General features: G+C 60.1%; 25 protein-coding genes. 6 read left to right on the forward strand and 19 right to left on the reverse strand.

Annotated elements, in window-relative coordinates; translation table 11 throughout:
• Nucleotides 1–199: 199 nt before the first annotated feature.
• From ACP7C6_RS01105 to ACP7C6_RS01125, 5 genes are all read right to left on the reverse strand, one after another.
• Nucleotides 200–1339, reverse strand: coding sequence for a branched-chain amino acid ABC transporter substrate-binding protein (locus ACP7C6_RS01105; protein WP_426108149.1), 1140 nt, complete (start codon nt 1337–1339; stop codon nt 200–202).
• 63 nt (nt 1340–1402) lie between these two features.
• A complete protein-coding gene (locus tag ACP7C6_RS01110; protein ID WP_426108151.1) occupies nt 1403–2119 on the reverse strand; it encodes an ABC transporter ATP-binding protein in 717 nt (238 codons plus the stop codon).
• The gene (locus ACP7C6_RS01115; RefSeq protein WP_028616673.1) at nt 2112–2885 is read right to left on the reverse strand and encodes an ABC transporter ATP-binding protein; all 774 of its coding nucleotides are present in this window, start codon (nt 2883–2885) and stop codon (nt 2112–2114) included. Before ACP7C6_RS01115 ends, ACP7C6_RS01110 begins: the two co-directional genes overlap by 8 nt.
• Nucleotides 2882–3967 (reverse strand): ABC transporter permease subunit, encoded by a 1086-nt coding sequence (locus tag ACP7C6_RS01120; protein WP_028616674.1) that lies wholly within the window; start codon nt 3965–3967, stop codon nt 2882–2884. The genes ACP7C6_RS01115 and ACP7C6_RS01120 overlap by 4 nt, the downstream gene beginning before the upstream one ends.
• Nucleotides 3964–4911 (reverse strand): branched-chain amino acid ABC transporter permease, encoded by a 948-nt coding sequence (locus ACP7C6_RS01125; protein ID WP_244699006.1) that lies wholly within the window; start codon nt 4909–4911, stop codon nt 3964–3966. Before ACP7C6_RS01125 ends, ACP7C6_RS01120 begins: the two co-directional genes overlap by 4 nt.
• A gap of 172 nt (nt 4912–5083) precedes the next feature.
• Here ACP7C6_RS01125 and ACP7C6_RS01130 point away from each other — a divergent pair, with 172 nt between their 5' ends.
• Nucleotides 5084–5980 carry a LysR substrate-binding domain-containing protein gene (locus tag ACP7C6_RS01130; RefSeq protein WP_028616676.1) on the forward strand — a complete coding sequence of 299 codons (897 nt, stop codon included), beginning with the start codon at nt 5084–5086 and terminating at the stop codon, nt 5978–5980.
• Nucleotides 5981–6100: 120 nt separating this feature from the next.
• On the opposite strand, the gene ACP7C6_RS01135 is transcribed toward ACP7C6_RS01130, so the two are convergent.
• Complete coding sequence (locus tag ACP7C6_RS01135) at nt 6101–7102, reverse strand: ABC transporter substrate-binding protein (RefSeq protein WP_426108154.1); 1002 nt, start codon at nt 7100–7102, stop codon at nt 6101–6103.
• A gap of 164 nt (nt 7103–7266) precedes the next feature.
• On the opposite strand from ACP7C6_RS01135, the gene ACP7C6_RS01140 reads away from it, so the two are divergent.
• Nucleotides 7267–7695 (forward strand): hypothetical protein, encoded by a 429-nt coding sequence (locus ACP7C6_RS01140; RefSeq protein ID WP_028616678.1) that lies wholly within the window; start codon nt 7267–7269, stop codon nt 7693–7695.
• A gap of 119 nt (nt 7696–7814) precedes the next feature.
• Here the strand turns inward: ACP7C6_RS01140 and ACP7C6_RS01145 are convergent, their stop codons facing one another.
• Genes ACP7C6_RS01145 through ACP7C6_RS01170 form a run of 6 tightly spaced genes read right to left on the reverse strand, consistent with a single transcriptional unit; the run spans nt 7815 to nt 13738 of the window.
• On the reverse strand, nt 7815–9557 hold the full coding sequence (locus tag ACP7C6_RS01145) for an ABC transporter substrate-binding protein (RefSeq protein WP_028616679.1): 1743 nt from the start codon (nt 9555–9557) through the stop codon (nt 7815–7817).
• Between the two features lie 32 nt (nt 9558–9589).
• Entirely contained in the window at nt 9590–9862 is a 273-nt protein-coding gene (locus tag ACP7C6_RS01150) for a DUF2160 domain-containing protein (RefSeq protein ID WP_016977309.1), read from the reverse strand.
• 10 nt (nt 9863–9872) lie between these two features.
• Entirely contained in the window at nt 9873–10673 is an 801-nt protein-coding gene (locus ACP7C6_RS01155; protein WP_003232361.1) for a carbohydrate ABC transporter permease, read from the reverse strand.
• Between the two features lie 10 nt (nt 10674–10683).
• Nucleotides 10684–11550 (reverse strand): carbohydrate ABC transporter permease, encoded by an 867-nt coding sequence (locus tag ACP7C6_RS01160; RefSeq protein ID WP_010209674.1) that lies wholly within the window; start codon nt 11548–11550, stop codon nt 10684–10686.
• Nucleotides 11547–12644, reverse strand: a complete 1098-nt coding sequence (locus ACP7C6_RS01165; RefSeq protein WP_426108159.1) for an ABC transporter ATP-binding protein — start codon at nt 12642–12644, stop codon at nt 11547–11549. Before ACP7C6_RS01165 ends, ACP7C6_RS01160 begins: the two co-directional genes overlap by 4 nt.
• Complete coding sequence (locus ACP7C6_RS01170; protein ID WP_426108160.1) at nt 12644–13738, reverse strand: ABC transporter ATP-binding protein; 1095 nt, start codon at nt 13736–13738, stop codon at nt 12644–12646. The genes ACP7C6_RS01165 and ACP7C6_RS01170 overlap by 1 nt, the downstream gene beginning before the upstream one ends.
• Before the next feature lie 247 nt (nt 13739–13985).
• Here ACP7C6_RS01170 and ACP7C6_RS01175 point away from each other — a divergent pair, with 247 nt between their 5' ends.
• Nucleotides 13986–15803 carry a sigma-54-dependent Fis family transcriptional regulator gene (locus ACP7C6_RS01175; protein WP_323986259.1) on the forward strand — a complete coding sequence of 606 codons (1818 nt, stop codon included), beginning with the start codon at nt 13986–13988 and terminating at the stop codon, nt 15801–15803.
• Here the strand turns inward: ACP7C6_RS01175 and ACP7C6_RS01180 are convergent.
• The 3 genes from ACP7C6_RS01180 to ACP7C6_RS01190 form a co-directional block, all read right to left on the reverse strand.
• On the reverse strand, nt 15800–16732 hold the full coding sequence (locus ACP7C6_RS01180; protein WP_353632436.1) for a FecR family protein: 933 nt from the start codon (nt 16730–16732) through the stop codon (nt 15800–15802). The two genes, ACP7C6_RS01175 and ACP7C6_RS01180, sit on opposite strands and share 4 nt — an antisense overlap.
• A complete protein-coding gene (locus tag ACP7C6_RS01185; RefSeq protein ID WP_028616684.1) occupies nt 16729–17271 on the reverse strand; it encodes a sigma-70 family RNA polymerase sigma factor in 543 nt (180 codons plus the stop codon). Before ACP7C6_RS01185 ends, ACP7C6_RS01180 begins: the two co-directional genes overlap by 4 nt.
• 201 nt (nt 17272–17472) lie before the next feature.
• Nucleotides 17473–19590, reverse strand: a complete 2118-nt coding sequence (locus ACP7C6_RS01190) for a TonB-dependent receptor family protein (protein WP_426108161.1) — start codon at nt 19588–19590, stop codon at nt 17473–17475.
• A gap of 223 nt (nt 19591–19813) precedes the next feature.
• On the opposite strand from ACP7C6_RS01190, the gene ACP7C6_RS01195 reads away from it, so the two are divergent.
• Nucleotides 19814–19972, forward strand: a complete 159-nt coding sequence (locus tag ACP7C6_RS01195) for a hypothetical protein (RefSeq protein WP_162834924.1) — start codon at nt 19814–19816, stop codon at nt 19970–19972.
• 5 nt (nt 19973–19977) lie between these two features.
• Nucleotides 19978–20604, forward strand: coding sequence for a helix-turn-helix domain-containing protein (locus ACP7C6_RS01200; RefSeq protein ID WP_426108162.1), 627 nt, complete (start codon nt 19978–19980; stop codon nt 20602–20604).
• A 60-nt stretch (nt 20605–20664) separates the two neighbouring features.
• Here the strand turns inward: ACP7C6_RS01200 and ACP7C6_RS01205 are convergent, their stop codons facing one another.
• The 4 genes from ACP7C6_RS01205 to ACP7C6_RS01220 all read right to left on the reverse strand — a co-directional run bounded on the left by ACP7C6_RS01205 (nt 20665) and on the right by ACP7C6_RS01220 (nt 23455).
• Nucleotides 20665–21162, reverse strand: a complete 498-nt coding sequence (locus tag ACP7C6_RS01205) for a hypothetical protein (RefSeq protein ID WP_073860010.1) — start codon at nt 21160–21162, stop codon at nt 20665–20667.
• Nucleotides 21163–21598: 436 nt separating this feature from the next.
• Complete coding sequence (locus ACP7C6_RS01210; RefSeq protein ID WP_426108163.1) at nt 21599–21868, reverse strand: hypothetical protein; 270 nt, start codon at nt 21866–21868, stop codon at nt 21599–21601.
• 134 nt (nt 21869–22002) lie between these two features.
• On the reverse strand, nt 22003–22716 hold the full coding sequence (locus tag ACP7C6_RS01215; RefSeq protein WP_236318972.1) for a hypothetical protein: 714 nt from the start codon (nt 22714–22716) through the stop codon (nt 22003–22005).
• 421 nt (nt 22717–23137) lie between these two features.
• The gene (locus ACP7C6_RS01220; protein WP_426108316.1) at nt 23138–23455 is read right to left on the reverse strand and encodes a hypothetical protein; all 318 of its coding nucleotides are present in this window, start codon (nt 23453–23455) and stop codon (nt 23138–23140) included.
• A gap of 358 nt (nt 23456–23813) precedes the next feature.
• On the opposite strand from ACP7C6_RS01220, the gene ACP7C6_RS01225 reads away from it, so the two are divergent.
• Nucleotides 23814–24671, forward strand: a complete 858-nt coding sequence (locus ACP7C6_RS01225) for a sensor domain-containing diguanylate cyclase (RefSeq protein WP_028616690.1) — start codon at nt 23814–23816, stop codon at nt 24669–24671.
• Nucleotides 24672–24704 lie beyond the last annotated feature (33 nt).

Below are 24704 nucleotides of genomic sequence, written 5' to 3' on the forward strand. Positions count from 1 at the left end.
CTCTGGTGAACGGGCTTGTTGTGGTGAGCGGGCTTGCCCCGCGCTGGGCTGCGTAGCAGCCCCATTGGGAACGCCGCGGTGTGTCAGACAACTCCTCAGCGCCTGGTTTGGGGCCGCTTCGCAGCCCAGCGCGGGGCAAGCCCGCTCACCACTCTAATCCTCCTCACCACACTAAAGTATGCTCACCCCAGATCAGCGGTTATTGACCGCCTGCCACGCTCACCGGCTGCCATTGATTGGCCTTGACCTGGTAAACGGTGAACGACGGTTTCTTCAAGTTGCCTTCGCCGTCAAAGGCGATGGTGCCGGTCACGCCCTCATAGCTAATGGCGCGCAGCACCGGCAGGTATTTCTGCGGGTCCACCGAATCGGCCTTTTCGATCGCTGCCACCAACACCCCCACACCGTCGTAGGCGAACGGCGCGTGCAGCTCGATGTTGGTTTTGTAGCGTTCCTTGTAAGCCTGCTCGAATGCCTTGCCGCCCGGCATCTGCGCAATCGCCAGGCCCGGCTCCAGGGCGATTACGCCCTCGCCTTCGTTCTGCGCCAATTGCAGGAAGGTCTGGCTGACGAAACCCCCGGCGCCCATCAATGGCGCCTTGATCCCCAACTGCTTGATGCGACGGGCCAACGGCGCGGCCTGGGCATCGACGCCGCCGAAGAAGATCAGGTCCGGGTTCTGGCTGCGGATATTGGTCAGCACGGCGCTGAAGTCGATAGTCTTGTCATCCACGTATTCGCGGGACACCACCTTGGCGCCTCCGGCTTCGATGGATTTGACGAACTGGTCCGCCAGGCCCTGGCCGAACGCGGTGCGGTCGTCGATCACGGCGATACGCTGGGCTTTCAGGGTTTTCAAGGCATAGTCGCCTGCTACCTGACCGCCATCGTCGTCATGGCCCATGATTCGGAAACTGGTGTCGAACCCTTGCTGGGTGTAAGCGTGACCGGTAGCCACCGGTGCGACCTGGGCGATGCCCGCGTCGTGGTAAACCCGTGCCGCCGGGATGCTGGTGCCGGTGTTCCAGTGGCCGACCACGCCCACCACGCCTTCATCCACCAGGCGCTGGGACACGGTGACGGCGGTGCGTGGGTCGGACTGGTCGTCTTCGGACACTAGCTTGAAGGTCACGGCTTCACCGTTGATTTTCGGGTGCTTGGCGTTGGCCTGGTCGATGGCCAGTTGCGCGCCGTTTTCCAGGTCCTTGCCGATCCGTGCCGAGGGGCCGGTGAGCGGACCGGCGAGGCCTATCAACACAGTCTGGTCGGCCTGGGCCACGGCGCTGGCCAGGCTGCTCAGGGCCAGGCCGATCAATGCGTTTTTTTTCAACGTGTTCATGGGTTATTCCTGCTAAGTGTCGGGCGGGTCGGAACACGCCGGGCGTCCGGTAGCGTCATGGTTTTATTCACCGAGGTAGGCACTGCGCACCTCGGGGTGTTCAAGCAAAGCCTGGGAGGGGCCGGTCAAGGTGATGCGCCCGGTGTCCATCACGTAGGCACGGTCGGTGACTTGCAGCGCCAGCCGTGCGTTCTGTTCCACCAGCAACAGGGTCATGCCCTGGCGACAGACGTCGTCGATCACCTGGAAGATCTTCTCGACCATGATCGGCGCCAGGCCCATGGACGGCTCATCCAGGATCAACAAGCGCGGGCGTGACAACAGCGCACGGGCCAGGGCGAGCATCTGTTGCTCGCCACCAGACAACAGGCCGGCGGACTGATGCAGGCGTTCTTCCAGGCGCGGGAAGTGTTCGAACAACTGGCGCATTTCGCGCTGCACTTGCTCGTTATCGCGACGCAGAAAGGCGCCAGCCTGCAGGTTTTCCAGCACGCTCATGCGCGCGAAAATCCCGCGGCCTTCCGGGACCATGGCGATGCCCTGGCGCAGCAGTTTTTCCGGCGCCTGGCCGAGAATCGATCGCCCGGCAAAACGGATCTCACCCTTGGCCGCTGGGAGCAAACCAGTCAAGGCCTTGAGGCTGGAGGACTTGCCCGCGCCATTGGCGCCGATCAGCGTGACACGCTCGCCTTCAGCGATATGCAGGTCCAGGGATTTGACGGCCTCAATGGCGCCGTAGCGCACCTGCAAGCCCTTGACGTTCAACAAGGCTTCAGACATGCGCGCTGGCTCCCAGATAGGCCTGGATCACCGCCGGATGCTGACGCACTTCGGCTGGTGGGCCGACGGCGATGACCTGGCCGTAGTCGAGCACGCTGATGCGGTCGCATACGCCCATCACCAGCTTGACGTCGTGTTCGATCAGCAACAGCGTGTGGCCGTCATCGCGGATCTTTTCCAGCAGGCCGCGCAGTTGCACTTTCTCGCTGGCGTTCATGCCGGCCGCCGGTTCATCCAGGGCCAACAGGCGTGGCTCGGTGGCCAAGGCGCGGGCGATTTCCAGGCGGCGTTGATGGCCGTAGCTGAGGCTGTCGGCGCGGTAATTGGCAAAGCCGGCCAGGCCTACATACGCCAACAAACGATGGGCATGGGCGCGGGTTTGCGCCTCTTCTTCCTGCGCGCGGCGGTGGCGGCTCAAGGCCGCCCACAGGCCGTTGCGGGTGCGCACATGGCGCCCGACCATAACGTTTTCCAGGGCGCTCATCGCATTGAACAGGCGGATGTTCTGGAACGTGCGGGCAATGCCCGCCTCGGCCACCTGATGCACGCTGGTGGGCTGGTAGTCGCGGCCATCTAACTGGAAACGCCCGGAATCCGGGGTATACAAGCCGGTCATCACATTAAAGAACGTGGTCTTGCCCGCGCCGTTCGGGCCGATCAACCCATAAATCTCACCGGGCTGGATGCTCAGGCTCACATCGGTCAGCGCCGCGACGCCGCCGAAGTGCTTGTTGACGTGGTCTATCTGCAACAGCGGTGCGTTCATCGTGCCACTCCTTTGGGCCACAGCCCGGCCGGTCGATAGAGCATCGCCAGAATCAGCGCCAGGCCGTAAAACAACTGGCGGATGATTTCCGGGTCCACCAGCACCTGGCCGAACAGCGCCTGCTGCAGCGGGCCCATGCTGGCGCGCAAGGCTTCGGGCAAGGCCGCCAACAGCACGCAGCCGAGGATCACGCCAGGGATATGGCCCATGCCACCCAGCACCACCATGGCCAACACGGCGATGGACTCGTTGAGGGTGAAGGACTCCGGCGAAACAAAGCCCTGGAACGAAGCGAACAGCGCCCCGCTCACCCCGCCGAACGCGGCACCAATGGCAAACGCCAACAGCTTGAGACGCACGGTGTTCACGCCCATGGCCTGCGCCGCTTCTTCGTCTTCACGGATCGCCACCCAGGCGCGGCCGATGCGCGAGCGCTCCAGGCGGATGCAGGCAAACAGGATCAGCACCACCAGCGCGGTGAACAGGTAGTAGTAGAGATAGACCGACGGCAGGCGCAGACCGAATAGTTCCTGGGTGCGACCGAGGTTCACGCCCAGCAGGCTGACCGGATCGACTTGGGCAATGCCTTTGGGCCCGTTGGTGATATTTACCGGGCGATCGAGGTTGCGCAGCAGGATGCGGATGATTTCGCCAAAGCCCAGGGTGACGATGGCCAGGTAATCGCCGCGCAGGCGCAGGGTCGGTGCACCCAGCACTACGCCGCAACCGGCAGCAAGCAGCGCGCCCAACGGCAGGATCAGCCAGATCGAGGTGTGCATCCCTGCCGGCAACAGCGCGGCCAATGCCGGGAACTGTTGCAGCAGATGGGGTGACGAGAGCAACGCTGCCAGATAGGCACCCACCGCGTAAAACGCGATGAAGCCCATGTCCAGCAGCCCGGCGTAACCGACCACGATATTCAGGCCAAGGGCGAGCATGATGTACAGCAGGGCAAAGTCCAGGGTGCGCACCCAGGTGTTGCCGCCGGCATGCCCGACGATCCAAGGCGCCAATACCAGGGCCACGGCGAACAGCAGCAAGCCGAGACTCGCACGCTTGTTGGGAGACAGAGACTTGATCATGCGCGGGTCGCCAAACGTTCGCCCAACAACCCCGAAGGACGGAACACCAGCACCGCGATCAACACGATAAAGGCGAACACATCCTGGTAATTACTGCCGAACACGCCATTCGTGGCCGCGCCCAGGTAACCCGTGCCCAGGGCTTCGATCAGCCCCAGCAGCAGGCCACCAAGCATGGCGCCCTTGAGGTTGCCGATGCCGCCCAGCACTGCTGCGGTGAAGGCTTTGATGCCGGGCAGGAAGCCCATGTAGAAATGCGCGCTGCCGTAGTTGCTGGCCATCATGATCCCGGCGAGTGCTGCCAGGGCGCCGCCTATGGCAAAGGTGATGACGATAATCCGATTGGGGCTGATACCCATCAAACTGGCGACCTGGGGATTCTCCGCCACCGCACGCATGGCCCGGCCGAAGCGCGTGCGCTCCACCAGCACCAGCAGCGCGACCATCACCGAGAGCGCGATAGCGATAGTAGTCAGCGCCGTGACGTTGGTAATCGCTGGATGCGCCGAGGCACCGGCCAACACTTCAATCGGCGCCAGCGGCAGCAGTTGCGGGAACATCTGCGGGTTGCGGGTCCACACCAGCATGGCGATGGTTTGCAGCAGCAGCGACACGCCAATCCCGCTGATCAGGGGCGCCAGGCGCGGGGCATGGCGCAGGCGACGATAGGCGACGCGTTCGATCACCACCGCGAGTACCGCGCAAAACGCCATGGCAACCAAGGTTGCACAGAGCAGCACCAGCACCGGCGGCAGCGCAGGCCAAGCGGCCTGCACCAGGCGGATCACCGACAACCCCACCAACGCGCCGATCATCAGCACATCGCCGTGGGCAAAGTTGATGATGCGCAAAATGCCATAGACCATGGTGTAACCCAAGGCCACCAGCGCGTAGAGACTGCCCGTCATCAGACCGTTGAGCAGTTGTTGGATAAACCCATCCATCAGGACCAGAAACCTCAGTGCGTGCAAGGGCGGCACACTAAGCATCTATTCTGTTTTTATCAAATATCAGAAAGTCATATGCATATATCAAACGAATAACAGGCTATTTATGCCAGATATACGGCATTTATGGCTCTTTATTCAGGTTAAAAGTTAGTATTTAATTCAATACATGAATAAATCAGAACAGTTAGCCAACGACCCTCCCCTGCGTGCCGTGCGCACGTTCGAAGCTTTCGCGCGCCATGGCGGAGTGAATGCCGCCGCGCGCGAGCTGGACGTGTCCGCCTCGGCCATCAGCCATCAATTGCACTTGCTGGAAGATTTCCTGCAACAGCCGCTGACCTTGCGCCAGGGCCGTAACCTGGTGCTTACCGATGAAGGCCGTGAGTATTACCGCGCGATTCGTTCGGCCTTCGCCGTACTGCGCAGCGCCACCGAGCACGTGCGCGAAAAAAGCGCCACGCGCCAGGTGACCATCAGCCTGATCCCGCTGTTTGGCATCAACCTATTCATCCCGCGCCTGGCGGATTTTCTGAAGGACCACCCGGCGCTGGACATCAACGTGACCTACGCCAACCACCGCAGTTACCCCAGCGATGCAGCCGACCTGTCGATCCGCTTCGGCACCGGGCATTGGCCGGGTTATTACAGTGAGCCGCTGATCTCCGGCGCGGTGACGCCTTATTGCAGCCGCGATTTCCTGGCGCAGCACGGCCCTATCGACTCACCCGAGGCGCTGAGCCAACTGCCACTGCTGCACGACGAAGAGCGTGGCACTTGGGGCCAGTGGTTCGAAGCGGCCGATGTCGACACCACGGCACTGAATGGGTTGTTGCTGGAAGACGGCCAACTGGCGCTCACCGCCACCCTCACCGGCCTCGGCTGCGCCTTGCTGCGCGAGCCGCTGGTGGCACCACTGGTGGCCAGTGGCGAGCTGGTGAAGTTGTTTGAACTGGAGGTCAATGATGGCCGCCAGTACTACCTGTGCCGGCGGGCCAACAGTGAATTGTCGAGCGAGGGGAATGACTTGTATGACTGGATCAAGCGCAGTCTGATCGCCGTTTAACCCAACCTACTGTAGGAGCGAGCTTGCTCGCGAAGAACCCAAGAGCGCCGCGTCAAACCCGATGCGCTGCGTTATCGTTAACGACCTTCGCGAGCAAGCTCGCTCCTACAGAAAGCGATTTCAGCTGCCATTGCCGCCATGGGCTTCTTCAAAGAAGTAGTCCTTCCAACTGGCGGCCTTGTTTTTCAGCACGCCGAGTTCCTGCAATTTTTCGGCGTAGATGTAGGTACGCTGCGGCACGATGGTGAAATCGATTTCCGGGTCCTGGACAATCTTCTCTACCAGGTCCAACGGCAATTTCGACTGTTCTACGCGAATATAGGCCTTGGCCGCAGCCGGTTTGTCGGCCTTGATGATCTTTTCGGCCTCGGCCAGCGCGTCATAGAACGCCTTGTAGGTCTTGGGGTTTTCGTCGTGGAATTTCTGCGTGGTGTAGAGCACGTTGAACGTCGCCTGATCACCCAGGATGTCATAGGAACTGAGCACCTTGTGCACGTTGGGATTCAACAGTTCCTGGTACTGGAACGGCGGACTGGAAAAATGCGCATTGATCTCCGAACCACCGGCAATCAGCGCGGCAGTCGCATCAGGGTGGGCCAGGCTGATGGAGATGTCGTCGAACTTCTTGTAGTTGGCGTCGCCGAACTGCTTGGCGGTTTCGATCTGCAGGGTGCGCGACTGGAAGCCCACGCCAGCGGCGGGCACGGCGATGCGGTCTTTCTCGGTGAAGTCCTTGAGGGTTTTCACGTTGGGGTTGTTGGTCAACAGGTAGTTGGGCATCGAGCCGAGGGAGGCGATGGCCTTGACGTTCTGCTTGCCCTGCGTGCGGTCCCACAGGGTGAGCATCGGCGGCACCCCGGCCGAGACCACATCCAAGGCACCGGCCAACAGCGACTCATTCATCGCGGTGGCACCGGAAATGCTGTTCCACTCCACCTTGATGTCCAGGCCCTGTTCCTTGCCGTGCTTTTCGATCAGGTTCTGGTCACGCACCACATCGAGGATCAGGTAGCCGATGCCGAATTGCTGGGCGATGCTGATCTTGCCTTCGGCGTGGGCGCCGATACTGATCAAGGCTGTCGCAGCAGCCAGCAGGGTCAGGGAAGAACGCTTGAAAGTCATAGGAGTCTGCCGCGTTTTTAATAAGGTGATGGAGCCTAGCGGCGATTTTTAATACTGGAAAAGAATATCGGGATCTATTGTTATGCAAATAACCCACAAACAGGCGCTCGGCTGGTATTGTGCCGCGCTTTGAAAACCTGCCGCACACTGCGAGGAAATGGACGTTGAACACTGACGAAAAAATGACCGGGGACCTGTTCGAGGTGGATAAGCGCCTGTCACTCAAACCCGTGGTGGACTTCAACGCCTACCTGCGCAGCGCCTTCGGCGACGGCCCGTGCAGCTGCATCCGCTGCACCGCCAGCCAAGGTGATGAAACCGGCTACGAGTTCCAGCACACCTTCACCTTCGACGGCAAACCCACCCACCGCCGCTTCGCCACCACGGCGGGCAGCGATGTGTTGCAAGCGTTGAAGAAAGCCTGGTTGTCGTACACCAAGGCGGAGTTGCCATTGAGCGGTGTACTGGCGCTGGACACGGTGAAGGAGTTTGTCGAGCCGCAACTGCACAAACGCCTGGCACCGCTGTTTTTGGCCAGTGGGTTGGTCAAGGACGTAGAGGGCGTGTTGCAGGTTCAGCCGCAGGCGGCGTGATCTTAAAATCACCGCAAGCCAGCTCCCACATTTGATTTGTATTGTTTTGAAATTTGCATGCTTTCCGTGATGGAAAAACAAAACGGCACGTGAGTGCCGTTTTGCTCCACTCAACGCGTTTACTTGCGCGCCGCCTCCCACTGTTTGAGCAAGTCGCCATAAGCCACGGTCTCGCCTTTCGGCTTTTCGTTGGCCAGTTTCGGTTTCGGCGCGCCCGGCTGGTCGAACCAGTATTGCGCGTCACGCTCTGGGTTCATTTTCGGGCCGCACACCGGTTGCACCTTGGAGCGTTCCAGGCGCGTCATGATCGCGTCCTGTTCCTTGGCCAGGTTGTCCAGCGCCTGCTGCGGGGTTTTCTCGCCGCTGGCGGCCGCCGCGATGTTGCTCCACCACAGTTGTGCCAGGCGTGGATAGTCGGGCACGTTGGTGCCGGTCGGCGACCATTCGGTACGGGCCGGGCTGCGATAGAACTCCACCAGGCCACCCAGTTTCGGCGCCATGTCGGTCATGGCCTGGGAGTTGATGTCGGACTCACGGATCGGCGTCAGGCCGACGATGGTCTTCTTCAGCGAGACGGTTTTCGAGGTCACGAACTGCGCGTAGAGCCAGGCCGCGAGTTTCTGCTTCTCAGGCGTCGACTTGAGGAAGGTCCAGGAACCTACGTCCTGATAGCCCTTCTTCATGCCCTTTTCCCAGTACGGTCCTACCGGCGACGGCGCCATGCGCCACTTCGGCGTGCCGTCGGCATTCACCACCGGCAAACCCGGTTTGACCATGTCGGCGGTAAACGCGGTGTACCAGAAAATCTGCTGGGCGATGTTGCCTTGGGACGGCACCGGGCCGGATTCGGAGAAGGTCATGCCCGCCGCCTCCGGTGGCGCGTAGGCTTTCATCCAGTCCACGTATTTCTGGGTGGCGTACACGGCGGCAGGGCCGTTGGTGTCGCCGCCACGGGTGACGCTGGAGCCGACCGGGTGGCAGTCCTCCACGCGAATGCCCCACTCGTCCACCGGCAAGCCGTTCGGCAGGCCCTTGTCGCCACCACCGGCCATGGAGAACCAGGCATCGGTGAAGCGCCAGCCCAGGGACGGGTCTTTCTTGCCGTAGTCCATGTGCCCGTACACGCGCTTGCCGTCGATTTCCTTGACGTCTTCGCTAAAGAACTTGGCGATGTCTTCATACGCCGACCAGTTCACCGGCACGCCGAGTTCATAACCGTACTTTTCCTTGAACTTGGCTTTCAGGTCCGCGCGCTCAAACCAATCGGCGCGGAACCAGTACAGGTTGGCGAACTGCTGGTCGGGTAGCTGGTAGATCTTGCCGTCCGGCGCGGTGGTAAAGGAGATACCGATAAAGTCCTTGATATCCAGGGTCGGCGAGGTGAAGTCCTTGCCTTCGTTGGCCATCAGGTCGGTGATGGATTCGGTCTTGCCGTAGCGAAAGTGCGTACCGATCAGGTCCGAGTCATTGACCCAGCCGTCATAAATGTTCTTGTCGGACTGCATCTGGGTTTGCAGCTTCTCCACCACGTCGCCTTCCTGCAGCAGGTCGTGGGTCAGCTTGATCCCCGTGATTTCGCTGAAGGCCTTGGCCAGCACCTTGGACTCGTACTCGTGGGTGGTGAGGGTTTCCGACACCACGTTGATCTTCATCCCACGGAACGGTTCCGACGCCTTGATAAACCACTTGAGTTCCTCAAGCTGCTGTTCAGCGGTGAGGGTGGACGGTTTGAATTCGCTGCCGATCCATTTTTTCGCGGCATCTTCGTACGCATCGGCCCAGGCCGAAGCGCTCAAACCGCTGAGGGCCAGTACGGCGGCCAATGAAATGCTATGTCGCAGCTTATTGTTCTTATTCAACATAGAGACCTCCAGGTTGTTTATTCACAAGGGCATCAGCCCCAACGCATCACACTCAACAGCCATACCAGGGAGAGCGCGGACGCCACCCAGATGCTCCAGTCGGTAGCGCCAATGACCAGTAAATGCAGGTAGGCGCTGCCGAGAAGACCGATAAACAAACGATCACCACGGGTGGTGCTGATCGGTAACAAACCGCGCCGAGGAATGCTCGGCGAACGCAATTCCCAGGTGGTCATGCCCGCGAGGATCAGGGCTATGGCACCAAAGAACAGCGCGGTGGGGGTGGTCCAGGCCATCCATTCCATCATCGACTCCTCAGACCCGGCCCAGGGCAAAGCCCTTGGCCACGTGGTTGCGAACAAACCAGATCACCAGCATGCCGGGAAGGATAGTCAACACCCCCGCCGCCGCCAGCACGCCCCAATCGATACCCGACGCCGAGACCGTGCGCGTCATTACTGCCGCGATGGGCTTGGCGTTGACCGAGGTCAGGGTGCGCGCCAGCAGCAGTTCGACCCAGGAAAACATGAAGCAGAAAAACGCGGTCACCCCGATGCCGGAGCCAATCAACGGGATGAAGATCTTCACGAAGAACTTGGGAAACGAGTAGCCGTCGATGTAGGCGGTTTCGTCGATTTCCTTGGGCACCCCGGACATGAAGCCTTCGAGGATCCACACCGCCAACGGCACGTTGAACAGGCAGTGGGCCAGGGCTACGGCGATATGGGTGTCAAACAAACCAATCGACGAATACAGCTGGAAGAACGGCAGCAGAAACACCGCCGGCGGCGCCATGCGGTTGGTCAGCAGCCAGAAGAACAGGTGCTTGTCACCCAGGAAACGGTAGCGCGAAAACGCATAGGCCGCCGGCAGCGCCACGCTCAGGGAGATCACCGTGTTCAGGCTTACGTAGTACAGCGAGTTGAGGTAACCGGTGTACCAGCTCGGGTCGGTAAAGATCACCTTGTAGTTGGCCAAGGTGAAATCCTGCGGAAACAGCGTCAGCCCGCCGAGGATTTCGGTGTTGCTCTTGAAGGACATATTCAGTAGCCAGTAGATCGGCACCAGCAGGAACAGGATGTAGATCAGCAGCGGAATAAGCTTGCGCTTGCTCATGTTGGCGGCCTCAGCGGTTGGCGTCGGAGTGGGTCATGGCGGTGTAGAACAGCCAGGACACCAACAGGATGATCAGGAAATACACCAGCGAGAACGCCGCCGCCGGGCCCAGGTCGAATTGGCCTACGGCCATCTGGGTCAGCGTCTGACTCAGGAACGTGGTGGCATTACCCGGCCCGCCGCCAGTGAGGACGAACGGCTCGGTATAGATCATGAAGCTGTCCATGAAGCGCAGCATCACCGCGATCAGCAGCACGCTTTTCATCTTCGGCAACTGGATATGTCGGAACACCGCCCAAGGCGATGCCCGATCAATCCGCGCAGCCTGGTAGTACACGTCCGGAATCGCGCGTAGCCCGGAGTAGCAGAGCAGCGCCACCAGCGACGTCCAGTGCCATACATCCATTACCAGCACCGTGACCCAGGCGTCCATGGTGTTGGCCGCGTAGTTGTAGCTGATGCCCAGGGCGTTGAGGCTGTAACCCAGCAAACCGATATCGGCGCGGCCAAAAATCTGCCAGATCGTACCCACCACGTTCCAAGGGATCAGCAGCGGAATCGCGAGAATGATCAGCACCAGCGACGACCAGCGGCCCTTGGTCGGCATGGTCAGGGCGATGGCGATGCCCAGCGGAATTTCGATCAGCAGCACGCAGGCCGAGTAGATGAACTGGCGCAGCAGCGAGTCGTGCAGACGCGGGTCAAGCAGCACCTGCTTGTACCAGTCGGCGCCGACGAAGTAGCGGCTGGACTGGTCAAAGATGTCCTGCACCGAGTAGTTGACCACGGTCATCATCGGGATCACCGCGCTGAACGCCACCAGCAGGAACACTGGCAACACCAGCCACCAGGCCTTGTTGTTCTGCACCTTGTTCATGGCTGCACCTCCAGCAGGTAATCGTCGGCGTACACCATCAGCCACTGCGCGGGAAAGCTGATGGAGGCCTTGCCTTCGGGCACCGGTTTGTCTTCGGCCAGGCGCACCTTGAGCAACGCGCCATCCAGGTTGAGGGTGATGATTTTGTAGGTGCCAAGGTCTTCCAGGTGTGTGACCTCGGCCTGCAGGGCGTCGGGATTGTGCTCGTCCCACACGTGGATGAATTCCGGGCGGATGCCGACCTGCAGTTTCTGGTAGTCGGTGCTGGCAATGCGTTGCTGCAGCGCCTCGGACAACGGCAGATGGGTGCCGGCAAAGCGCACCCCGCCCGCCTCCGCCTGCACCTCGATCAGATTCATCCCAGGACTGCCGATGAAATAGCCGACAAAAGTGTGGCTAGGCCGTTCGAACAGGTCACGCGGCGTGCCGAATTGCACGATTTGCCCGCCGTACATCACCGCGATTTTGTCGGCGAAGGTCGAGGCCTCCAACTGGTCGTGGGTGACGTAGACCATGGTGATGTTGAACTGCTCGTGGATCTGTTTGAGCTTGCGCCGCAGTTTCCACTTGAGGTGCGGGTCGATCACCGTCAGCGGTTCGTCAAAGAGGATCGCCGACACGTCGTCACGCACCAGCCCACGGCCCATGGAGACCTTCTGCTTTTCATCGGCGGTGAGGTTGCGGGCCTTTTTAGTCAGCAGGTTTTGCAGGTCGAGGACCTCGGCAATTTCCTGCACCTTGCTGTGAATTTTCGCCTCGGCCATGCCCTGGTTACGCAGCGGGAACGCCAGGTTGTCGAATACCGTCATGGTGTCGTACACCACCGGGAACTGGAACACCTGGGCGATGTTGCGCTTTTCCGGGGTGAGGTCGTTCACGACTTTGGCGTCGAACAACACCTGGCCTTCGGACGGGCTCAGCAGGCCGGAGATAATATTGAGCAAGGTCGACTTGCCGCAGCCCGACGGCCCAAGCAAAGCGTAGGCTCCACCCTGCTCCCACACATGGTTCATTTCCCGGATGGCGTAGTCCTCAGGACCACTCGGCGTAGGGCTGTAGCTGTGTGCCAGGTTCTGCAAATGGATCTCGGCCATCAGGCAACCCTCGCGACACGGCGCCCGGGGGCCTGGACCAAACGGCCCTGACCATCGAACACAAACAGTTTATGGGTGGGGATGTACACACGGATAGGCGCATCGACGTCGTATTCGTGCACCCCCGGCAGATGCAGCACCAGCAGGAAATGCTCGCTGCGCACGTACAGAAAGGTTTCCGAACCGCTGATCTCCGCGACTTCCACGGTGACCGCCAGCTCCAGGTCGTCATCGTTGCTCGGCACCAGGCTGATATGGCTGGGGCGTACGCCGAAACGGAACTCGCCTTCGCCGATGGGGCGCAGGTCGACGTTCAGCGGGAAGTGCACGAAATTGGCGAAGCTCACTTCATTGCCACTGATGCGACCTGGCATCAGGTTGATCGGCGGCTCGGAAAACAGCTCGGCGGCCAGCACCGTCTGCGGCTGGTGATACACCTCGGCGGCCTTGCCGCTCTGGATCACCCGGCCTTCATGCAGGATGGTGGTGGTGCCGCCGAGGGCAAGGGCTTCATTGGGCTCGGTGGTGGCATAGATGGCAATGGTATGGCGCGCGGCGAACAGCTCGCGCATTTCCTGACGCAGCTCTTCGCGCAGTTTGTAGTCCAGGTTTACCAGCGGCTCGTCGAACAGGATCAGCTCGGCGTCCTTGACCAGCGCACGGGCCATGGCCGTGCGTTGCTGCTGGCCGCCGGAGAGCTCCAACGGGTGGCGCTGGAGGAATTTTTCGATACGCAGCATTTTCGCGGTTTCCAGCACCCTGCCCTGGATCACCTCGTTGGACACACCGGCCTGGCGCAAGGGCGAGGCGATGTTCTCGAACACGGTCATGGTCGGGTAGTTGATGAACTGCTGGTACACCATCGACACGTTGCGCAGGCGCACCGGTTTTTGCGTGACATCCACGCCGTTCATCAGGATGCGGCCGCTGTTGGGCTTGTCCAAGCCGGCCATCAGGCGCATCAGGCTGGTCTTGCCGGACAAGGTGCGGCCGAGCAGGACGTTGAAGGAACCGGCTTCGAATCGCAGGGTGGCGTCGTCGATCCAGGTTTGGCCTTCGACAACACGGGAGACATTTTCCAGGGTCAATGACATGACACGACCTTTTTATTATTGGAATGAATCTGGCAATCCGCTAGAGCGAGTTTCGTGCCAGAACTGGCAGGTGCTTGATCCACAAGGAAATGACGAGAGAGCGATGTTCAGGAGTGAACAGAAATGAACAACCCTGGCTGAACAACTGAACAATCAGGGGGTTGACAATGAACAGTACTGAACAACACTAGTTAGGCCCCCGCGCCTGCGGGCCCCCATAAAAACAATAAAAAGCAGAAGGTCGCCCATGGCCGAACCAATGGCTCACGACACCCTTATCCAGGAATCCTGGCGCCGTTGCCGCGCCTTCGGCCTGGATCACCAGAGCACGCCCAGCTTCGACCAACTCCCCGCCGAGGGCATCAGCCAATTGCTGGAAAGCCAGCATTCGCTGGTGCAGACCACCCATCAGGAAGTACTGCCCTACTACGAAAACATCCTCAGCAATTCCAATTGCCTGATCATGTTGGCCGACAACCAGGGCCAGGTGCTGACCAGTTGGGGCACCCAGCGTTTTATCGAGCCCAAGCTGGCGCGCGGCTTCAACCCTGGCGCCAGTTGGATGGAGCGCTCCAGCGGCACCAATGCCATCGGTACCGCGCTGGCGTGTGCCCAGGCGGTGCATATCGAACACGATGAACACTTCCTCAAGGCTAACCGCTTCATGACCGGCTCGGCGGCGCCGATCTTCGATGCCCAGCGCGAAATCATCGCAGTGCTGGATGTGTCCAGCGACAGCTACCTGCCGCCCTCCCACACCCTGGGCATGGTCAAGATGATGAGCCAGACCGTGGAAAACCGGCTGATCCTCAACCTGTTTCGCGGCGAGCACTTCCAACTGACCTTCAACACCGGCCTGAGCAACCTCGACAGTCAATGGGCGGGCTTGTTGATTTTTGATGAGAGCGGCCAGGTGTTGTCGGCCAACCGGCGTGCCGACAACCTGCTGGGTATCAGCTTGTCGCGGGTGATGATCGACAGTTTGTTCAAGGTGTCATTGCTGGAGTTGTTGAACCAGCCGGAAGGGCTGCCCTTCTCCCTGCAAGCCGCGGGACGCAACCGTTTCCAATGTTTGTTGAGACGCCCCAAGCAGGTACCCGTGCAGGCACGCGTGTTCACCGAGCCAACGCCGCCGAAGCCTGCGTCGATCGGTCTCAAGACCCTGCACTTTGGCGATGTGCGCGTGGAAAAAGCCGTGCGTCAGGCCGAACGCTTACTGGAGAAGGACATTCCGCTGCTGATCCACGGCGAGACCGGCGTGGGCAAGGAAGTGTTCGTCAAAGCCCTGCACCAGGCCAGTTCGCGCAGCCAGAAGGCATTTATCGCGGTGAACTGTGCGGCGATTCCCGCCGAACTGGTGGAATCGGAACTGTTCGGCTACGAAAAAGGCGCCTTTACCGGCGCCAATCAGAAAGGCAGCATCGGCCTGATCCGCAAGGCCGACAAAGGCACGCTGTTTCTCGATGAGATCGGTGATATGCCCCTGCCGACCCAGGCCCGTTTGCTGCGGGTGTTGCAGGAACGCTGTGTGCAGCCGGTGGGCAGCAGCGAATTGTTCCCGGTGGACTTGCGCATCATCTCGGCCACTAACCGCGCGTTGCGTGAGCTGGTACAGGCCGGACGTTTCCGTGAAGACTTGTACTACCGCATCGGCGGCCTGACCCTGGAACTGCCGCCGTTGCGCGAACGGACCGACAAGCAGGCGCTGTTCCAGCAACTGTGGCAGCAGCACCGCGAGCCAACTCAATGGGCGGGCCTCAGCGCCGAAGTGCTGGCGCTATTCGAGCAGCATCCGTGGCCGGGGAATCTGCGTCAGGTGAGCAGCGTGTTGCAGGTGGCGCTGGCCATGGCCGAAGAACAACCGATCCGCGCAGAGCATCTGCCGGATGATTTCTTTGTCGACTTGAAGGTGGAGCCGCCGCTGCCCGCCAGTGAATACCTGGATGACAGCATTGACCTGAACCAGCGCTTGAAGGCGGCCGGCGGCAACATCTCCCACTTGGCGCGGGAGCTGGGGGTGAGCCGCAATACCCTGTACAAACGCCTGCGCCAGCACGAACGCTAGCGCGGCTTGACCACCACCAGCAGGTCGGTGAAGTACTCCACCTGGATCGGCAAGTTGTCAGCCAGTGACGAGAGCGCCGCCGCCGTGTCATCCAGCTTGAACACGCCGGACACCCGCAGGTTCTGCAAGGCCTGGGGATCGAAGCGCAGCATGCCGTGGCGGTAGCTGGCGAGGGTTTGCAGCACCTCGCTCAAGGGTTGGTCATTGACCTTGAGCAGGCCACGGGTCCAGGCGTCCGGGTCGCTGTTGCCGATGGCTTGCGGCGGTTGGGCACGGCCATGGTCGAGGACCGTACGCTGGCCGGCCGTGACCTTGACCCCATCGCGGGTGTCGCCTTTGACCGCGACGGTGGACTCGATCACCGTGACCACCGTGGTGCCATCCGCCGCACGCTTGACCAGATAACGCGTGCCCAATGCCGTGGCCGTCCCTTGGTCGGTACGCACCACGAACGGCCTTTGCGCATCCTTGGCCACGTCCACCCAGAGCTCGCCCTGCAGCAGTTCGATGACCCGTTGATGGCCGTCGAACTTCACGTCCACCGCGGAATTGCTGTTGAGCTGCAACTGGCTGCCGTCTTCGAGGGCGATCTGCCGGCGCTCGCCAACGCCGGTGCGCTGGTCGGCCATCCAAACCGGCAGGTGTTGCAGGCCCAACCAGCCGCACAAGACTACGCCAAGCAAGCCCGCCACCTGCGCCCCCCGCGGGCGTCGTGGAGTGAATGCGCGGTTCAGGGCAATGCGTGCGGGTTTGGCCGGCAGCGTATCGAGGCTGCCCCATAACGCGCCCATGCGTTCGATGGCCACGGCATGACGCGGGTCGGCCGACCGCCAGGTGTTGAACGCCTGGCGGTCGGCTTCGGTGACGCCTTCGTCGTGCAGGCGGGTAAGCCACTGCGCCGCTTGCTGGATGATCTGTTCGGAACTCATGCCAGCGGGTCTGCCGGGTGCAGGCTGTGGTAGCAGTGCACCAGGGCACTGGAGATGTAGTTTTTGACCGTGCTGGGTGACACGTCCAGACGTGTGGCGATTTCGCTGTAGGTCAGCCCATCGAGACGACTCAAGAGGAACGCTTCGCGGGCCTTGGCCGGCAATCCGGCAAGCATCTCAGCAATGCGTTCCAGGGCTTGCAGCGCCACATGAATAGCGGCCGGGTCGGGCATGCCTGCGTCTTCGCTCTGGATCACCAGGGCTTCCATGTAGGCTTTTTCGATGCGACGACGACGGGCGCCATCGATCAGCAACCGCCCTGCCGTGGTGGCGAGGAATGCACGCGGCTCTTTGATCTGTTGGGGTTCGGCCAGCATCAAGACGCGAATGAAGGCGTCATGGGCAAGGTCGGCAGCATGTTGGGAACACCCGAGCTTCTTGCGCAGCCAGCCATGCAACCAACCGTGGTGCTCGCTGTACATCGCCGTAAGGGTCTGCTGCCGGACGGAGTCGCCCAGCGCGGCCGGAATGTCATGCATGCGCAAAAAGATCTCAAATGGGAATAGTTGCCAATTGCGCAAACAATGCCAGTAAAACGGTGTAGGAGCAAGTGCCGCTCCTATGTCGGATGCTGCCGACTGTGGGAGCCCGGCTTACCGGCGATGGCGCCTTTAAGATCGCTATCGCCGGCAGGCCGGGCTCATACAGTGGAACGGGGGTGTTTTAAAAACTACGTTCCTTTAGCGCCAGCTCCATGACACGCCGGTGTAGAGGCCACGGCCGTCCGCTGGCGTGGAGCGCGCCATGTCTACGCCCTTGTCGTCATACCCCGGCGTGACGGTATTGGCGTAGCGCCGGTTGGTCAGGTTGCGCAGGTCAACCCAAGCTTGCCAATCCTGCTTGGGTGCGTCGTAGCCGAAGGTAGCGCCGAGAATGGTGTAGGACGCGGCGTAGTAGGAATTGGCGTAGTCCACCGCCACTCTTGATGAATGCTCGGTGTTGAGGCTGGTGTAGAAACCGGTCGGATGGCTGTAGCGCACTTGCGCCTGATAGTAATGCTTAGGGATGCCCGGCAAGGTGTTGTCGCCGAAACGGTCGTCGTCGCGGTAGTGGAAGTCACTGAAGGTGTAAGCCTGGCGCAGGGTGAGCTGGCCGTTGCGGCCGCCTTCCCATAACGGGCTGAGCACGCTGAGTTCCACGCCCTGGTGAATTGTCGGGCTGGCATTGTTTTCAGCGACGATGGCGTTGCTGGTCGACGTCTGGGCCTGGGTTTCCACGGTGAGCAACTCATGGCGTACTTCGGAGCGGTACAGCGCCAGGTCCCACTGGCCGAGCCACGTTTCACCACGGCCGCCGATTTCCAAAGTGGTGGCGGTCTGGTTTTTCAGGCTCACGCCTTCGCGCTGCAGGCCGGTGGCCGGGCCGCTGTTTTTAGGAAAGTATTTGTTCGAACCCCAGATCATCGACCACGCATGCGGCGGCTCGACCGAACGGCTCAGGTTGCCATACACCTGCAGTTGCGGGGTGAAGTCATACCGCAGGCCGATGCGCGGGGCGTAGTCCCAGTCATGCTGGCTGAGCGGCGCCTGCCCTTCTGGGTAAGTGACTTGGGTCTCGCGACGCGTGTAGATCGCCGCCAGGCCGGTGGTCAGCCACAGGTCGGGGACCAGTTCGAGGTCGTTACCGACATGCAACACGGTGTCGGAACCCAGGTAGCTGTAGTCACGGGTCTTGGTGCCGGGCGCGTAGCCGGCAGTATTGCCGGCCGGCGTGCGCACGTATTCCGAAGCGCCGTTATTGGGCATCGCCTGGGTGGTGCGCAGGCCAACGGTGGTTTTGCTGTCGTGGCCGAACAGCGTGTCCTGGCGGATGTAATTGAGGGTGCTGCTGATATCGGTGTAAGCGACTTTCAGGCGGTTGGTGCCTTCGCGCAGGTCCATCGGGTAGTCGTGGTACGCCAGGCCGACTTCGACCCGGGCATTGTCATCCAACTGCAAGGTGGTTTTGTTGGCGATCCAGGTAGACCCTGGTTGCAGGCGCTTGGAATCGCGGGCGGCGTTGAGGCTGTTGGCCGCGCGTGGATCATGGCTGATCTGGCTGCGCGTGAGTTTGCCGGGGGTGTCGTTGGTGGTTTCGCGGTAGCGGAAATAGAAGCGGGTTTCCAGGTCCGGGTTGAAGCGGTAGCCGAAGTTGGCGGCCACGCCCTTGCCGGTGCCGGCGCTCTGGCGCTGGTAGCCGTCGGACTCGGAGTCGGTGAGGCTGATGTAGTAGTCAGCGTCCCCCATCACCTGGCCCGAGCTGATCTCGCGCTGGGCGTAGCCTTTGCTGCCCGCTTCATAGCGCAGTTGCAGCTTGGGTGCGTCGTAGCCGGTGCGCGTCACGTAGTTGACGGCGCCGCCGAGGGCCAAGGCACCCTGGTCTAAACCGTTGGCGCCCCGCAGCACCTCGACGCGGCTTTGCCACAACGGGTCTTTCAGCTCATAAGGTGTGCCGCCGGGACCGGTCAGCGGCAGGCCATCGAACATTTCGTATAGACCGGAGGCATGGGAACCGGGGCTGCGGTTCAGGCCCGAACCGCGAATCGAGAGTTTCACCCCTTCGTTGTTCGCCGCCTTGGCGTATACCCCGGCCTGGTACTTGAACACGTCTTCGTTGGTGCTCACCCGCCCCTGCTGCACACTATTCATGTCGATGTAGTTGGTGCCGCCGGGCACGCTCTTGAGCTGCGCCTCAGCCACTTCACCCGCACTGGCTTCGCTGCCGGTAACTTCGACCGGGGCCAATTGCAGGTCTTCGGCGTGCACCAGCGAGCTTAACGTCAGGGCGGCAAACAGCAACGGAGGGTGGCGCAACAGCATCAGGCAGGTCCTTGGAATTCGGGGGGCACGTGGTGGGAAGGCTGGGACGCTCGCCAGGTCACTCCTTATTAACGGACCAGAGCCTTCCTACAACAGCGCCGGACCGGAATCCTTTGCTAAGTCCGAAATCGAATTACCACATGCAAACTCAGTATTTAAAGAAATAACCGCCACGCATTACTGTGGAGTCACTGAGTCAACCACGTACCCAGAGATCGCCCCCATGCACGTATCCGCCACCGTCATCGACTTCACACTCCACCGTAAACGCCGCCAAGCGCGTGCAGCGGCCGAGTTGATGTGGGCGATGTACGCAGCGCGTGCCGGGCTGGCGGTATTTACCGCTCAAGCCGCCACGTCCAGCGATACCCGCCGGGCGTAAGGCCGATGAATTTCCTGCACGTGATTCCAGAACCACCTGAACCGCTGCCCAAGCCCGGCACTGACGACGATGTAATCGGCCAGTGCGTCGCCCACAACCTGCAACGCCTGCGCAGTAAGCGCCATTTGTCCCTGGACGGGTTGGCGCGCGCCTGTGGCGTGAGCCGAGCGATGCTGGCGCAGATCGAATCCGGGCGCAGCGTGCCGTCGATCAAGGTTCTGTGCAAGATCGCCAAGGGTCTGAAGGTATCTGTGGCAGCGTTTCTGGAGGACCGCGCGTTTGAGGGGGTGGAGGTGCTGCCGGCGCAACAGAGCAAGCGCCTGGTCAGTGCCGATGGTGCGTTTATCAGCCGAGCGTTGTTCCCCTACGATACGGCACGCCAGTCAGAGTTTTACGAGATCCGCCTGCGGGCGCTGGGCGAGGAGATTTCCAAAGGCCACGGGCCCGGTATCCAGGAAAACCTGGTGGTGGCCCAAGGGGTGTTGGAAGTCAGCGTCAACGATGAGCGCTACCTCCTTTCAACCGGCGACTCGATCTTGTTCTACGCCGATCAGCCCCACCGCTACCGCAACCCGGCAGACAGCGAGGCAGTGGCCTTCCTGGTGATCACTTACCCCGAGCGCCTGGATTGACCTGGATTGAAATGCAAAACGCCCCGAATAATCGGGGCGTTTTTTATTGCGCCGGACCTATCAGCAGGTGCAGCACATCATCGGCATGCCGTTGCAGCTCATCATCATCGGCATAGCGCAGTCGTTCATCATTTTGTTCATCAGCATGCAGCAGTTTTTCATCATGTCCATGCTCATGCCCGGCATTGGCATCATTTTGCACATCATGCTGTCACCCATCAGCGTGCATTCCATCACGCACTTCATCATCGGCATTGGCATGCCCATCATCGGCATCATGTTCATGCCCGTCATCATGGCCATGGCATCGGCCGACATGCACATCATCGACATATTGGCGCACTGCATCATCATCGGCATGCCGCAGTTCATCATCATTGCCATCATTTCGGCGTTGGTCTTGAACTGAGCCATGTCCATGCCCGCGGCCGGCTTCATGGTGCACATCATGGCGTCCGCCGCCATTTCGCATTTCATGGTGGCCATCATCATCGGCATGCCCATCATCGGCATCATTGGCATGGCGGTGTTCATTGGCATCTGCATGGCATTCATCATCTTCGAAACTCCATAATCGACAAGAAATGAGTAAGTTCTGGCGTCGATTCTAAAGCCGGAGAACGGCGGCGCAAGACGACGGCAGAGCAGCAGGAATGGATGTTCGGAGGGAAGCTTAGTTGAATAGAACAGCTGTAATGGTTGTAAAAGCGACGATTTCGGCACTCTTGCAGTGTCAATAACTGCTGTATTTCGCCATTTGACGCTATGGATATTCGATGGAGGAATAGAGACCAATCTTAAGGAAATAAACGTTCTAACGGATGGGGAGACGCAACCATTCGACACTTCATGACCTGGGAAGCTAAAACCCCAGCCTCCCGACCACGTCATCTAAATCCAGCGTTTAGTTCGAAATACTGTGAAAGCCAAACTGCAGCCCAGTATGTTCACCTGTAGCTGGTTCGTAGACGCTGCCGCCCCACACACAAAACCCTCAGCTATCGAAGACTTTCAGCACCCGCATCAATTCTTCCGCTTCTGATCCAGGAACAAACCGGAAGCCATACATCTCATCAGTGTTGAGAATTTCGCCCAATACCTCCAGCAATTGCGCCTCAGTCGGTGAATCACGCAGTAACTTGTGCGCGGGCAGTAGCAAATCGGACGAAACGCCTTGAACGCTCGCCGCGTCGATCACTGCAAACAGGATAAAACGCAAGCGTATTTCTCTTTCAGTAGGCCAAACCGTTTTTCGCTTTCCCATGGTAAAGGCCTCAGATTTCAGAAAAATCCGAGGCTATTGATGAGCGCGAAGTGTTTCAAGCATGGGGCGGCAAGATAGGCAAAGTCCTACACGTCAAAAGGAAACACCGTACACTTATCCTGAGGCTGACCCGTTTATTGCACCGGCAAAAAATTCATCAGCAACAAACTCTGCGCATAGTTCAGGCCAATACGCCGGTAGCGTTCGTCGAGCATCTGGGTCAGCAGGTCGAGACGCGCGACGATCTTGCCGAACTCCACCGCGAAACTGAGGTTGCTGCCCTCCTCCGATATCTCGTTGGAAAACAGCAGCAGCACGCCATTCGCATCCTGGCGTTTGCTCAGCAGCCAGGTGGCCTTCTCGATATTGCGCGCAGCATTGCTGACGAACTGCGGGTCGATCGAGTCGGTGATGTAGAACTCGGTACGTCCGCCGTGGGCGGTCACGATCATGCTGCCGATGGCATAGATAAAAGCGCCGACCCGATCGCCCTTGAAGTCCGGCCCCAAGGAATAGCTCAGCGCCTCCAGATCACGCCGATCGCCCAACGCGGGCAGGGATCGACGCTGCTCAATGGCCTGGCGAATCTCCCGCGCCGCCGTCACAGCGTCTGGGTACCCCGACTGCCGCCACTGGCTGGGGTTGCGCAGATAGAGCTTGTTCATCAGCAAATACAGGCTCTGCAGGTTGTCGCGCATACCCAGTGTCGCCATGCGATCGACACTGGTCTGGAAGAACTCATCGGGCTTGCCATTGCTGAACTGCTTGGCGATATCCCGACCCTGTTGCTGGCTGCAACCGCTGGCACACAGCATTAACAAGACCGCCAGCAGCAACGGCTGGCGCATCCGTCGACTGTTAAAACAAGGAAACGTGCGATCCATCGGCACCCGATCTGATTCATCCGCCCACGCGGGGGATCGGCGGGACTGGGACAAGGATAGAGCGGAGAAATCCAGAAAAGTGCAGCGGTCGAGAGCAGATAGTTGTAACTAAAGACCGCTGGGCAGATGAATGGGCTTGATTCTGAATAATTCTTTTCAGGATCTATACTCATTAAAACAGCAGTACAAAGGGTGATGGCGATGAAACATCCAATTCGTGCGCAAATGGTTGTTCAGATGATTTGCCTGCTTTCGGTGGCACAGCTTTTTTGCTGAGCTGCAGGTCAGCGTTTCAACACTCAGCCGCCGTTGCGGCGGTGGAAGGTATTGCCAACTACCCACTCCAATCTGGCCCGACATCCGAATGCCGGGCCAGCACGTGCAGCTACAGCAAGACAGTGGCCAGCATGCCCAAGGCACCCAGGCAAAACCCGATCAACGCACCTCGCCCGGGAAACTCCTGGAACAGCACCCAGATCACGACCGGTTCCAGCAGCAATAACGAGGTGACGGAAACCACTGTGACCACCCAGATATCACCGACCGCCCGATAGCCCAGCCAATAAGCCCCCAACAGACACAGCCCCGCAAAGCACATCACCACCACCGGCATGATGAATGCCTGCCACAAGCCGTCACTGGCTTGAGCCAGCCTGGCAGTGACTACCTCACTGTAGATTGCACAAAACTCACCGACGACCATCAATCCTAGAGCAGAAACTCCGAGTAATTCTTTGGACATATCAAAAACTCCTTCGTATTCAACGCACTGTTTTTCAACTCCCAGCGGGTGATACCGCTGCCGAGGGTCTCGGTGCAGCGATACGAAGCAGCCTTGAACAGGCCTGAATTGCCGAAGTGCTTTTGCATGCTCATGTCCTTTATAGGGGTGAGTCTCAGCGACCAGATTAGGCGCTGGCTCCGATCATACGTTTGGCCAGCGGTTTTTAACAATCAGGGCACAATTGGCATGAACGGCATTAAAAATGTGCAATCCCCCTAGGCGCCTTACGTGATGATCGGGCTATGATCGGCCATCTGAACCGGACGCCCTATGCCCCATGCCCGTTGACCTGCAAGCCCTTTATCCCAAACTGATCCACTTGATGCTGGATACGGTCTTCGTCGTCGACAGCGATAACCAGATTGTCTTCGTGAGCGATGCCTGCGAGGCACTGCTCGGCTACCGCGCCCAAGAGTTGACCGGCACCCCGATCACCGACTACATGCACCCTGAAGACCTGGCGCGCACCCGCGCCTCCATTGTGCGGGTCATGAATGGCCAACCCCACGTCGACTTCCGCAATCGTTACTTGCGCAAGGATGGCAGCGTCGTGCACATTCTGTGGGCGGCCTTCTGGTCCAAGGAAGTCGGCGCGCGGATCGGTGTCGCGCGGGACGTGACGGCGCTCACCCAGGCCGAGGAAGAATTACGCTTTCTCGCCCATCATGATCCGCTGACGGCCCTCACCAACCGCTCGCTGTTCAATGAGCGACTGAACCAAGCCCTGCAATCCGCACGGCATCACAACCAAACGCTCGCTTTGCTGTTTCTGGACATCAATGACTTCAAGGGCATCAACGATGTGCATGGCCATGCCATGGGCGACCGCGTGCTCTGTGTGATTGCCCGGCGACTGGAGCGCTGCGTGCGCGAGAGCGACCTGGTAGCCCGGATGGGCGGAGATGAATTTACCGTGCTGATCACGGATGTTCAGTCACAGGATGCGATGGCCGGCAAGGTGGCGCAGATACTGGCGGTCATGGCTGAGCCGCTGGGCACTGAGTTTGGCGGGGTCAAGATGCCGTCGTGCAGCGTCGGCGTAGCGTTTTACCCGGCGGATGGGGAAGATGCGGATACGCTATTGAGTCATGCGGACGGGGAGATGTATCGGGTGAAAAGGTTGCGGTGGAATTAATCGCCAACCGGGCTGGCGATGATCTTCTGTGAC

It is taken from the genome of Pseudomonas sp. TWR1-1-4 (assembly GCF_049897165.1).
In the GTDB taxonomy this organism is placed as follows: Bacteria; Pseudomonadota; Gammaproteobacteria; order Pseudomonadales; family Pseudomonadaceae; genus Aquipseudomonas; species Aquipseudomonas canadensis.